7 protein-coding genes are annotated in these 12,568 nt (G+C 74.1%); 4 read left to right on the top strand and 3 right to left on the bottom strand.

Annotation, left to right across the window (positions count from 1 at the left end):
* Positions 1 to 28: 28 nt before the first annotated feature.
* From AB0I22_RS23050 to AB0I22_RS23040, 3 genes are read right to left on the bottom strand one after another with little or no spacing between them, the layout of a single operon-like run.
* Complete coding sequence (locus AB0I22_RS23050; protein ID WP_363132763.1) at positions 29 to 1,834, bottom strand: PH domain-containing protein; 1,806 nt, start codon at positions 1,832 to 1,834, stop codon at positions 29 to 31.
* 5 nt (positions 1,835 to 1,839) lie between these two features.
* Positions 1,840 to 2,370 carry a PH domain-containing protein gene (locus AB0I22_RS23045; RefSeq protein ID WP_363132736.1) on the bottom strand — a complete coding sequence of 177 codons (531 nt, stop codon included), beginning with the start codon at positions 2,368 to 2,370 and terminating at the stop codon, positions 1,840 to 1,842.
* Between the two features lie 29 nt (positions 2,371 to 2,399).
* A complete protein-coding gene (locus AB0I22_RS23040) occupies positions 2,400 to 3,581 on the bottom strand; it encodes a Cmx/CmrA family chloramphenicol efflux MFS transporter (protein ID WP_363132735.1) in 1,182 nt (393 codons plus the stop codon).
* A gap of 1,077 nt (positions 3,582 to 4,658) precedes the next feature.
* Here AB0I22_RS23040 and AB0I22_RS23035 point away from each other — a divergent pair.
* The 4 genes from AB0I22_RS23035 (at position 4,659) to AB0I22_RS23020 (ending at position 12,567) form a co-directional block, all read left to right on the top strand.
* Positions 4,659 to 6,398, top strand: coding sequence for a BTAD domain-containing putative transcriptional regulator (locus AB0I22_RS23035; RefSeq protein WP_363132734.1), 1,740 nt, complete (start codon positions 4,659 to 4,661; stop codon positions 6,396 to 6,398).
* 193 nt (positions 6,399 to 6,591) lie between these two features.
* Positions 6,592 to 8,880: a TOMM precursor leader peptide-binding protein gene (locus tag AB0I22_RS23030; RefSeq protein ID WP_363132733.1), complete on the top strand. Its 2,289-nt coding sequence runs from the start codon at positions 6,592 to 6,594 to the stop codon at positions 8,878 to 8,880.
* Positions 8,877 to 10,868 carry a TOMM precursor leader peptide-binding protein gene (locus AB0I22_RS23025; RefSeq protein ID WP_363132732.1) on the top strand — a complete coding sequence of 664 codons (1,992 nt, stop codon included), beginning with the start codon at positions 8,877 to 8,879 and terminating at the stop codon, positions 10,866 to 10,868. Before AB0I22_RS23030 ends, AB0I22_RS23025 begins: the two co-directional genes overlap by 4 nt.
* Before the next feature lie 94 nt (positions 10,869 to 10,962).
* The gene (locus tag AB0I22_RS23020; RefSeq protein WP_363132731.1) at positions 10,963 to 12,567 is read left to right on the top strand and encodes a SagB family peptide dehydrogenase; all 1,605 of its coding nucleotides are present in this window, start codon (positions 10,963 to 10,965) and stop codon (positions 12,565 to 12,567) included.
* Position 12,568 lies beyond the last annotated feature (1 nt).

The following is a 12,568-nucleotide window of genomic DNA, read 5'->3' as shown; positions in this document are numbered from 1 at the left end:
GACGGCCTCGGGGCGTCCTGCTGTGGGCTCAGCGCTCTGCTACGGGCTCAGCGGGCCTCGCCCTCGGGCTGCCTTCTCCGGACTCTTTGGACTCTCCGGTCGCTGCGGCCTCACCGGCCCCCGCGACCTCTGCGGCCTCTGCGGCTTCTCCGGTTCCTCCGACGAGGAACGGCGCCATCAGGCCCGCCACGGCCTCCTCCGCGAGCCGTACGGCCTCCTCGGCGCCGATGTCCTGCATCGCGTACCCCTTGCGCCCCGCCGCCGTGGTCGCGGTCAGCGTCAGCACGCCCGCCCGGCGCTGGAACAGCGACCGGCGTACGTTCCAGCCGATGATCCCCTCACGGGCGAGCGCCACCCGCCGCCGGGCCCCGGCTCCCTCCCCGTGCCCGATGACCAGATAGCGGCCGGACAGCGTGTGGCCGAGGGAGCGGTAGCGGTCGCGGGCGAGCAGCGCGCCGGCCGGCAGCAGGAGCGCCGAGGCGAGCCAGGCCAGGAGCGGGACGTCGCCGTCCCACCACAGCGCGCCGAGCACCAGGACGGCCAGGGCGCACGGCCAGAGGGTCCGGACGTACCGGCGGCGGAGCGCCGCCGCGCCGTGCGGCACCAGCGGGCCGGTCAGCGCGTCCGGGGCGCGGAGTACGGCGCCCGCCGCCCGTACGACCTCGTCGCGCGGCCCCGGCGGCACGAGCATCGCGTTGTGCTGCGGGCCGCGCACCCCGGTGGCTATCGCGAAGCAGTGGGCCCCGCCGAGCAGGCGCACCGGAAGCGACGCGCCGATCTCCACGCCGTGCACCCGCCGCTCCTCCAGCGTGATGGCGCGGGTGGTGAGGAGCCCGTGCGTGGTCTCCAGGTTGCCGCCGCGACGGCGGTGGAGGGTGAAGTTCCAGTGCTTCATCACGGACTGGGACACGTTGAGGAGCGTCCCCAGGACCAGCACGGCCAGCACCGCCTCGATGACCGGACCCGGGCCGTGCCCGCCGCCGAGCCCGCTGACCACGCTGTCGACGGGGCCCAAGTGGCGCACGTCGAGGCCGGCTTCCATCAGTACGCACACGAGGACGACGAGGACGACGAAACCCGAGTACGAGAACGGGCTGAAGCGCAGCCAGCCGGGGCGCATCCGGGCCAGCGGCGGGTCGGCCGGTGCGACGGAGCCGATAGGGCCGATGGGGTCGGAGGAACCGACAGCGGCCCGCGCCGATTCGGGGGAGCGTGCCGGTTCCGCCGGAGCGTCGGCGGCCTCCGCCGCGCCCAGCAGCTGCTCCCGCAGCAGCACGGCCTCGTCCCGCGTCAGCGCGTCGAGCTTCAGCTCGTCCTCTTCCGACTCGGCGGCGTGCCCGGTGCCCACGGTGAGGCGGGTGAGGCCGAGCACGCGGTGCGCCACGTGCGCGGTGAGGTCGACCGCGCGCACCCGGTCCAGGGGGACGGAGCTGATTTGGCGGCGCAGCAGCCCCTTGCGCAGTTCGACGAGTTCGGGGGAGACGCGGTAGGTGGTGGTGTACCAGCGGAGCAGCGCGAGGACGACGGTCAGCACGCCGGCGCCGAGGGCGTAGATGTGGCGGTGGCCGGAGCCCGACCCGGCGACGAGGGCGACGATCAGCGCCGGGGCGGTCTTGCCCAGTTCCTGGACCGGGTGGACGAACAGCATGCGCGGGCTCAGCCGCTTCCAGGGGGCGTCGGCGGACCGGGCGGCGGGGCCGCCCGTACCATCCGTGTCGCCCACCTCGCGCCCGTCGCCCACCTGGTGTCCGTCGTCCGCCTTGTGCTCGTCGTGAGCCTCGCGCCGCCCGTCGCCCGCCTCGTGCAGGTGGCCCATGCCGCTCAGGTCGCTCATGCCGCTCACGTCGCGTCCCCGCGAGAGGCCTGCGCCGCGGCGGTGATGTCGGCGACGAGCCGCAGCCCGGTGGTGTGGTCGAGCCCGTGGATCTTGATCGGGCCGGCGGCCGACGCCGTGGTGGCGGTGACGTTGGTCAGCTTGAACAGCCTTTCCAGCGGCCCGCGTTCGCTGTCGACGGTCTGCACCCGCGATACGGGCGCGATCCGGCGCTCCTCCACGAACCACCCGGTCTGGGTGTAGATCGCCTCGGGCGTCGTCTCCCAGCGGTGCACGCGGTAGCGCCAGGGCGGCATCACCACGACGTGCGCCGCTCCCAGCACGGCGGTGAGGACCAGCCCCGCCTGGTGCCACTCCACCGGCCCGTCGTCCCGTAGCAGCATCCACACCGTCTGGGCCGCCGCGAACGCCAGCCAGCCGAGCAGGGAGTGGACCGCCCAGTACCAGACGACCCTGCGTTCCAGCCGGTGCTCCGGCGCCCTCAGCCGGAGGCTGCCGTCGCCGACGGCAGCCGCCTTGTCCGTTGAAGTAGTCACGGGGTCAGGGTGTCATGAGGATTATCGGCTTATGCGAGATGCGTGGAGGCGTGTGCGAGGACTCGTCGGTTCCTCCGGAGCGTGACCGCCACAGCGAGCGTCCCCAGCGCGGCGGCCATCATCAGGGCGCTGACCCAGACCGGGGACCGGTAGCCGAGGCCCGCGTCGATGGCGAGGCCGCCGAACCACGGACCGGCCGTGTTGCCGATGTTGAAGGCCGCGGTCGTGAAGCCGCCCGCGAGGGTGGGCGCGTGGTCGGCCAGGTAGAAGGTGCGGGAGGTCAGCACGGGCGCGATGCCGAAGGCGAGGAGGCCCTGGAGGAAGACCAGCGCGACGGCCGCCGCCGCGCTCTGGGCCGTCAGAGCGAGCGTCGCCCAGCCGACGGCGAGCGCCGTCATGCCGTACGCCAGGACCGTGAACGGCCGCGCGTCCGCGATCCGGCCGCCGACCACGATGCCGACGACCGCGCCCGCGCCGAAGAGCACCAGCATCATCGGGACCCGGCCCGCGCCGAACCCGGTGACGCCCGTGAGCAGCGGTGCGAGATAGGTGAAGGTGCAGAAGGTGGCGCCCTGGACCAGGGCGTTCATGCCGTACGCGACGAGCAGTTCCCCCCTGACCAGGGACCGCAGTTCGGTGCGGAGGCCCGTACGGACCGGCTCGGCGGGGGCGGCCGGGACCGTGAGCACGACGGCGGCGACGGCGAGCGCCGACATCGCGGCCACCGCCCAGAACGCGGACCGCCACCCCCACTGCTGGCCGAGCAGCGCGCCGCCCGGCACGCCCGCGACGCAGGCGAGCGTGACCCCGCCGAGCACGATGGACATCGCGCGCCCCTTGGCGTCGGCGGCGGCCAGGCTGATGGCGGTGCCGGTGGCCACCGCCCAGAAGCCCGCGTTGGCGAGGGCGCTGACGACGCGCGTCAGCAGGAGCACCCCGTAGCTCGGCGTGAGGGCGCCGACGACATGGGCCGCGGCGAAGACGACGAGGCACGCGATCAGCGTGCCCCGCCGGGGGCGGCGCAGGGCGAGCACGGCCAGCAGCGGCGCACCGACGATCATGCCGATGGCGAAGGCCGAGGTCAGCAACCCGGCCTGGGAGATGGACACATGGAGATCGGCGGCGATATCCGGCACCAGGCCGGACAGCATGAACTCCGACGTGCTCTGGGCGAAGATGGCCAGCCCGAGCACGTAGACGACGAATGGCATGAGGGAACTTCCCGAGCGCGTAGGCGAGATCGACCGCAGGACAGTGCGTACGCGGGAGGCCGGCGGCGGGAGCGCGACGCGGAAGGCGTCGGTCCGCTGCGGCGCGGCGGCCCGCGCTGCGGTGATCCGGGGAAGGGCCGCGCGCTGATGGCAGGCCCGAAGGCCCTGCTGTCCCGTGCCTGTTACGGGCGGGGGCTCAGCATCAGCGGCGCGGCGGCGACCACCGGAACACCGGCGGTCAGGCTCTGTCGGACTCGGGGCTGGTCATGGCGGAGGAGGCTAGCAGGCCGGGAGCGGGCGGCTCCACGCCTTTTCGGTCCGGGCCGATTGTTCAACAGACCGCTTGCTCAACGGGTCCGCTGACTCGCCCACCGCGCGGTCGGCTTTCCGGCGGCCCGTCTTCCGGCGATCCGCCCTCCGGGGCCCACCCGCCAACTGCCCGGCCCCGGGCGGTCCGCCGGAGCGCCCGAGCCCCTCGCAAAATCCCATCTCTGTTTTCTCCCCCGTCATTTCGGCTTCGTACCGCCTTAACGGCGAGGCCCCGGCAAAGGGTCCGCCTATTCAATGCGGGGAGTCAAGAGGTGTGCCGGCGCACTCGCCGTGTCAGCGAAGTGTCAGCGAAGTGTCCGAGGTTTGTCAGCGCATCGGCATAGGGCTTTTCAAGGAATGAGGGCGCCCTGTCGGTGAATCGGACGTAGCGGGTCCAAAGCGACGTGGCGGCACCATTCGTTAATGCTCCCGGCGCGCATCGGGCCGGGAGGAGTTTTGCATTTTCTTTGCCTTTTCCATTCCGTCGCCCGGTAGCTCAAGAGCGCCTGGGATGTATCGACTTGGGTGGCTTGACCTGTGGAAACGACGATTGACCTCAGGCATGGGTGTATGTACGGTGCAGTGGCGATTCGGGGGCGATCTGGTCGTACTGGCTGATTAGGCGTGGCCTATGCGGTCCAGTCGGCGCGCGGGGCAGGGATGGTTCAGACCTGCCGTGCGCAGCCGTGGTCGACGCCCCATTGATTGAAGCGTAAAGTAATGGGGGCTGGTTTGTGCGCTGCGGTTCGATTCTCTGTGCTGGGCCTGATGAGTATTTCCGACGGGGAAAGCACCGTCGCCCTCCCACCCTCTAAACCGACCACCCTGCTCGCCGCAATGCTGCTGAGGCCCGGCGCCGTGGTCTCGACGGAGTTCCTGCAACGCGCCGTCTGGGGCGAGAATCCGCCCGCCACCGCCAAGGCCACCCTGCATACGTACGTCATGCGGCTGCGCCGCCTCTTCGCGAAGTTCGGCATCTCCAACGACGCCATCGAGACCATGCCCGGCGGATACCGGCTGCCGGTCGACGGCGACACCCTCGACCTCGCGCGGTTCCGCGAACTCCTGCGCTCCTCCGAGCGCGCCGAGGCCCCCGAGGACGAGTCCCGGCTGCTGGCCGAGGCCCTCGCCCTGTGGGAGGGCCCGCCGATCTCGAACGTGCAGTCCGAAGTGCTGCACCGGGACGAGGTGCCCGCGCTCCGCGAGGAGTGGCTGCGCGCGGCTGAGCGCCGCTTCGATGTCGAGCTCTCCCTGGGCAGATGTCGCCAGGCGCTCCCCGAACTCCGTTCGGTGGCCCGCGCCCACCCCGGTCACGAGCGGTTCTGGGAGCGGCTGATCGAGGCCCTCTACCGCACCGGGCGGCAGTCCGACGCCCTCGCCGAGTACCGCACCGTCAAGGAATACCTGAGCACGGAACTCGGCGTGGACCCCGGACCGTCGCTCCGCAGGCTGGAGATGACCATCCTGCGCGGCGAGTCCATGGGTTCCGACGCGCCCGAAGCCCCCGCCGCACCCGAAGCGGCCCGCGGCGCGGACCTCGTCCCGCCGTACGACCCCGGCCTCGCGCTCCCCGCCGACCTGCCCGACTTCACCGGCCGCGAGCGCGAGAGCGCCGAGCTGGTGGAGCAGCTCACCGCCGACCGCGGCGGCCCGGCCCTCGCGGTCGTCTCCGGCCCGCCCGGCATCGGCAAGACCGCCTTCGCGGTGCACATCGCCCAGCAGGTGCGCGAAGCCTTCCCCGACGGCCAGTACTTCGTACGCGTCGGCCCCGAGGACGGCGACGGGGACGCGGCGGGCGCGGCGGGCGGGGCGCGACCGCCCGCCGGGGCGGACCGCGGCGACGGCGAGCGGCGCACCCTCGTCGTGTTCGACGACGTCTACAGCATGGAGCAGATACAGGCGGCCCTGCCCACCGCCAAGGGCAGCGCCGCCGTCATCACCAGCCGGATGAGCCTGGCCGGGCTCGCCGCGAGCCGCGGCGCCGGCGTCTACCGGCTCGGCGCGCTGGCCGCCGACGAGTCGCGCGCCCTGCTCTCCTCGGTGCTCGGCCACCGCCGGGTCGCCGCCGAACCCGGACCGACGGACGAACTGGCCGATCTGTGCGGCCACTTCCCCCTGTCCCTGCGCATCGCCGCCACCCGGCTGCTGCTCCGCCCGCGCCACCAGATCGCCGACGACGTGGAGTGGCTGCGCGACGACCCGGTGGGACGGCTCTCCGTCGTCGGCACTCCCGCCATGTCGCTCGCCCAGACCTTCGGCACCTTTCTCGGCCGGCTCAGCCTCCCGGCGATCAGGGCCTGCCAGACCCTCGGGAACAGCCCGCAGCAGCGCCTGTCGCTGGACGAGTGCGCCGCCGCGCTGCGGCTGTCGCGGGTCGACGCCTCGGCGGTGCTGGACCAACTGATCGACGCGAGCCTGCTGGAGGGCGACGCGCCGGGTCAGTACCGGATGCCCGCGCTGCTACGGGCCTTCGTGCGCCGTGACGCGGGCGTCGCGCTCTCCAACTGAGCCCCGCGAGGCCCCGCCGCCTTCTTCCTCCTTCTTCCTTCTTCGCCGCCGAAAACAACCTGACTTCCTCGACGCCGCCGCTCCGGCCCCGCCGGACCGACGCCGAGCACACGGCTGCCCGCTCACCCGCGGCCGTCCGACCACGCGCGGTCCGTCTGCGGCCGGGCACCCCCACCTGACAAGGGTTCTGAGAATGACTGCTGAGACCTCCGAGATCACCGCGACCGCCACGGCGACCGGGTCCGCCGACCCCACCGAGCCCACCGAGCCCACCGAGTACGAGAAGCTCGCCGGCACCCGGCCCCGGATCGGCCGGGACGTCCTGTTCACCGAGACGAGCGAGGGCGTGCTCTTCCACAACGCGCACGGCGGCTTCCACCTCGCCGCGAAGTCCGCCTACCGGTTCGCCTCGCTGATCGTCCCCCACCTCAACGGCAGGCACCGGGTCAGCGACCTGTGCGCCGGGCTCCCCGCCGACCGGCGCACCATGGTGACCGACCTCGTCGGGACGCTGTACGAGCGCGGCTTCGCCCGCCCCGCGCCCGCCGAGGAGAGCGGGCAGGCGCTCCCGGCCGAGGTGACCGAGGAGTTCGCGGCGCAGATCAACTACATCGACCACTTCGAGGACGGCGCGGCCGAGCGCTTCGCCCGCTTCCGCACCAGCCGCGTCGCGGTCCTCGGCGACGGCCCCGTCGCCCGCTGGTGCGCCCTGAGCATCGTGCGCAACGGCGGCGCCAAGGTCGACGTGGTGTCCGGCACCGACAGCGCCGCGCACGGCCTCGACGCCGTACGGGCCGAGGCCGAGCGGCTCACCGGGCGCGGCGCGGCGGTGGAGCTGGGCCGGCTGCCCGAGGGCGGCGGCGAGCCGCTCGGCTGGGCCGACCTCGGCGCGTACGACGTCGTCGTCTGCACCGGCCCCGACGCCCCGCGCCAGATCCACCGGCTGCTCACCGAGGGCATCCCGGTCGGCCGCGGCGTGCTGCCGCTGACGGTCCTCGGCGACCGCGCCGTCGCCGGGCCCTCGATGTCCGCCGGGCGGCCCGGCTGCTGGGCGTGCGCCATGCTCCGGCTCGCGGCCAACGAGGAGGGCACGACCGCCGCCGCCGACGTCTGGAACCGGGTCACCCTCCCCGGCCCCCGCGCCGCCGACGCCGCCCTCGGCCAGAACCCGGCGGCCCAGCTCGGCAACCTCCTCGGCTACGAGGTGTTCCGGATGACCGCCCAGGCCCCGCCCGCCGAGACCGAGGGCCGGATCATCGTCCAGGAGCTCGACTCCATGGACACGCTCACCGAGCGCGTACTGCCGCACCCCGACTGCTCGTTCTGCCGCGCCGCCGACGGCCGCCCCGCCGCGCCCGCCATAGCCGGGACGCTGCCCGCCGCGCCGCACGTCGCCACCGCACCGACCGCCGACGACGCCGAGGCGGTGCTGGAGCAGCTGAACGCCGAGAGCGAGCTGGTCGGCGCGGCCGCCGGGGTCTTCACCCGGTTCGCCGACGACGACCTGACGCAGACACCGCTGAAGGCCGGCCGGCTCGTGCTCGGCACCGGCGGCGGGCGGCGGCGCACGGTCGCGGCGTTCGACGTGCACCACGCCGCGGGCGCCCGGCTGCGCGCCCTGCGCACCGCCGTCGACGTCTACGTGGAACACGCGGTGCCGCTGCCCGGCGTGCTGCGCGGCACGGCGCTCGCCGACGCCCGCGCCGTGCTGCCCACCGTCGACCCCGCCTCCCTCTCCACCGTCAGCGGCCTGCCCGTGACGGCCGACTCCGTCGAGGAGTGGGTGACGGCGACGTCGCTCTCCTGCGGTGAGCGGGCCCTCGTCCCGGCGGCGGCGGTCCGTACGTTCGGCGCGCACAACGCCGCCCGCGCGTACGTGCCGACCAGCGCGGGCGCCGGAGCGGGCGGCTCGCTGCCCGAGGCGCTGCACCACGCGCTGATGTCCGCGCTCGCCTACGACGCGCTCGAAGCGGCAGCGCGCGGCACGCGCGACGTCGCCGAGGTGCCGCCGACCGCGCTGGAGGACGACGCCGAACTCCGGTTCCTGCTGCGGTCCGCCGCCAACCTGGAGACCGGGATCGACCTCCTCGACCTCGGAGAATCCTCGGAGTCCGGCGCGTACGTGCTGCTCGCGCGGGCCGCCGGGGGCCGCTGGGCGATCGGCGCGGACGTCACCTGGCAGGGCGCGGCGATGACCGCGCTGCGCGACCTCGCGGGCCGCGTCCAGCTGACGCGGGAGCACCCCGAGGGCGAGGCGCCGGACACCGGGGACGCGCTGCTCGCCGCGTTCGAACCGGCGGCCGTGACCGTCTCCGGCACGGCCGCGCCGGACCTGAGCGCCGCCACCACCACCGAGGCGGTCCTGGAGCGGCTGCGGTCGGCAGGCCGCGACGTGCTGGTCGTCCAGACCGCCTCCGACGACCTGCTGCTCGGCGGCATGCACTCCGTACGCGCCCTGCTGACCGGCCGGAAGTCCGCATGACCGGCCTCATGGAAGGCGCCCGAACGGCTGCCACCGAGCCCGTGGAGCCCCCGGAGACGACCGAGCCCTGGGCCGCGGCCGCCGAACAAGCCCTGCACGGAAGGCTGTCGGGCCGTACGGACCGCGAGCTGAGGATCGTCGTGCTGCCGCTCGGCGTCCGGGACGAGCTGTCCGCCGCGCCGCCCGCCGCCCTCGGAGCGGGCCCGGCGGACCGGCCCGTCGTCCCCGTCTACGTGTACGGGCACACCGCCGTCCTCGGACCCGTACCGCCGCCCGGCGCGGAGAGCCGGCCGTGCGGCCACTGCCTGGCCCGGCGCTGGCAGGCCGTGCGCCACAAGCCGCTGCGCGACGCGCTCGAACTCGGCGGCCCCACCCGGGCCGCCGGGGACCCGCCGCACCTCACGCCGTTCGCGCTCGACGCGCTGGCCGCGCTCATCGCCTCCCAGGCCGCCGGGTCCACGCCCGGCGAGGGCAGCTATCCGCTGGTCCACCGGCTGAACCTGGAGAACCTGCGGGTCCGGTCCTTCCCCCTGGTGCCCGACCCGCAGTGCCCGGCCTGCGACCGCCGCCCGGCGGACGCGCCCGCGCCGCTCGCCCTCGACCCGTCGCCGAAGACCGCCCCCGGCTCGTTCCGGGTACGCGACCTCGACGACCTGGACATCCCGCTGACGGCGTTCGCCAACCCCGTCTGCGGCACGCTCGGCGCGGGCGTCGCGCGGGAGCTCGACGCGCCGACGACGGCCTCCACGGTCGGCAACTTCGGCCTGCGGACCGGCCATTACCTGCACGAGACGTTCTGGGGCGGGCACTCCTACCGCTACGGCGACAGCGTCCGCATCGGCGTCCTGGAGGGGCTGGAGCGGTACGCGGGCATGCGCTCCCGCGCCAAGGCCACCAGCGTCGTCGCCTCCCTCGCCGAACTGCGCGAGGGGCCCGACCGGGTCCTGGACCCGCGCGAGTGCGGCGTGTACCCGGACGCGTTCTACGCCGCCCAGTCGCGCGTACGGCCGTTCAGCGAGGACGCCCGCATCCCCTGGGTGTGGGGCCACTCGCTCCGCGACGAACGGCCCGTGCTCGTACCGGAGATCCTGACGTACTACCACTCGGCCCCGCTGGAGCAGCGGTTCGTCCAGGAGTGCTCCAACGGCTGCGCCTCCGGCGGCTCGCTGTCCGAGGCCGTCTACTACGGACTGATGGAGGTCGTGGAGCGCGACGCGTTCCTCCTGACCTGGTACGGCCGGCCCGCGCTGCCCGAACTCGACCCGCACAGCAGCCGGGACGCCGCCACCCGCGAAATGGTCGACCGGCTCGCGATGTACGGCTACGAAGCGCGGTTCTTCGACGCCCGGATGACCCTGCCCATCCCCGTCGTCGTCGCCACCGCCACCCGCGTGGACGGCGGCGAGGGCGCCCTGTGCTTCGGCGCGGGCGCGAGCCTCGACCCGGAGGCCGCGCTGCGGGCCGGACTGGCGGAGATCGCCACCGACTCGCTGCACCTGCGCCGCCGCACGGAATGGAACCGCGCCGAACTCAAGGCCATGGCCGCCGACTTCGGCAAGGTCCGCGCCCTGCACGACCACCCGCTGGTGTACGGGCTGCCCGAGATGGCCCGGCACGCCGCGTTCCTGCTCGGCGAGGCGGGCGCGGACCGCGCCCCGCGCCGGCCGCTCGACGAGGCGTACCGCGACCCGGACCGCGCCCTGCGCCCCTCCGACGACCTGAGCCAGGACGTGCGCGGCTGCGTGGCCGCGCTGGCCGCCGAGGGCCTCGACACCATCGCCGTCGACCAGACCCTGCCGGAGCAGCGGGCCATCGGCCTCCACACGGTCAGCGTGATCGTGCCCGGCCTGCTGCCCATCGACTTCGGCTGGGACCGGCAGCGCGCCCCGCACCTGCCCCGGATGCGGACGGCGCTGCGCCGGGCCGGCCTCGCCGACCGCGACCTGGACCCCGCCGACCTCAACCCCGCGCCGCACCCCTTCCCCTGAAGCCCCGAGCGCCGGCCCACGGCCCGGCGCCCCACCAGACCTCCGTGAACCGGCGCCCAGGCGGGCCGGGCCCGCGGCCGAAAGGACCTGTGAGATGGGTACGACAGCCCACGACTACCTCAGCGCGGTGATGCAGCGCAGCCGGGTCGGAATGCCCCCGATCGGCTACGTGCCGAACTGGGCCGACAAGCCCCGGCTGGGCAAGTTCTACCCCGACGCCGAGAGCTTCCCGCTGCCCCAGGGCGACGACCCCGAGGCCGCGACCCTCGACGCCGGACTGCTGCCGCCCCCGGCCGACGCCGCCCCCTTCGACCTGGCGGCGCTCGGCGGGATGCTCCGCGACTCGTACGGGCTGCTGTCCCGGCGGCTCGCCATCCACGCCAACGACGACCTCGCCTCCCTGCCGTTCTACGCGGGCGCCAACTGGGCGCGCGGCACGGCCTCCGGCGGCGGGCTCTACCCCGTCAGCGTCTACTGGGTCAACGGCCCCAGCGGCCCGCTCACGCCCGGCGTGCACTACTACGACACCTCGCACCACGCGCTGCGCCGCCTGCTCACCGGCGACGTCACCCCGGACGTACGCGCCGCCCTGGACCTGCCCGAACTGCCCGAGGACGTCGACCAGTTCCTCGTGCTCGGCATCAAGTTCTGGCAGAACGCCTTCAAATACAACAGCTTCAGCTACCACGCCACCACGATGGACATCGGGACCATCACCCAGAGCTGGCGGATGTGGGCCCGCGCCCGCGGGCTGAGCGTCGAGCCCGCGTTCTGGTTCGACGAGGAGCGGCTGAACCGGCTGCTCGGGGCCGATCCCGCCGACGAGGGCTTCTTCGCGGTGATCCCGCTGCGCTGGGACGCCGCCGCGAACGGCGCTCCCGGCCGCCCGGCGAAGGCGCCCGCCGAGGGCCCCCGCGTGCGCTACGCGGAGCAGGAGAAGTCCCGTGAGCTGCGGACCTTCGAGACCCTGGAGGCCATGCACGCGGCCACCCGGCTCGGCGCGACGGACCGGCCGGACCGTACGGCCCTCGCCGCCGCCCGCCCCTTCCCGCCGCGCGCGGGGGAGGCCGTCGCGCTGCCCGAGCCCGCGCCGCTCGACGCCACCGTGCGCGGCGCGCTGCGGGACCGCCGCAGCAGCTTCGGCCGCTTCACCGCCGAACAGCCGCTCAGCGAGGCCCAGTTGAGCGCCGTGCTGCACGCTGCGGTGGCCGGGTCGGAGCTGCCCTGCGACGTCGGCCCGGCGGGCGAGGGGCTGTCGCTGGTGAAGATGTACGCCTTCGTCAACCACGTCGAGGGCGTCGAGCCCGGCGTCTACGAGTACGCGCCCGACGACAACGTCCTGCGCCGGGTGGCGGCCGGGCCACAGGGCACCTTCCTCCAGCAGAACTACTTCCTGTCCAACTACAACGTGGAGCAGGCCGGCGTCGTCCTGGTGCCCACGGTCCGCGCCTCCGCCGTCCTCGACGCCGTCGGGGACCGCGGCTACCGGCTGGTCAACGCCGTCGTCGGGGCGATGGCGCAGGCGACGTACTCGGCGTGCGGCGCCCTGGGCGTCGGCTGCGGCGCGGCGCTCGGCTTCGACAACATCTCGTACATCGAGCGCATGGGCCTGACCGGCACGGACGAGGTGCCGCTGCTGATCACCCTGATCGGCAACGAACGGTCCGACGGCGCCGACTTCCGCTACGAGATCGCCTGAG

Origin of the sequence: Streptomyces sp. NPDC050610 (genome assembly GCF_040654875.1) — a bacterium.
In the GTDB taxonomy this organism is placed as follows: domain Bacteria; phylum Actinomycetota; class Actinomycetes; order Streptomycetales; family Streptomycetaceae; genus Streptomyces.
This window is presented reverse-complemented; position numbering and strand designations above follow the sequence as displayed.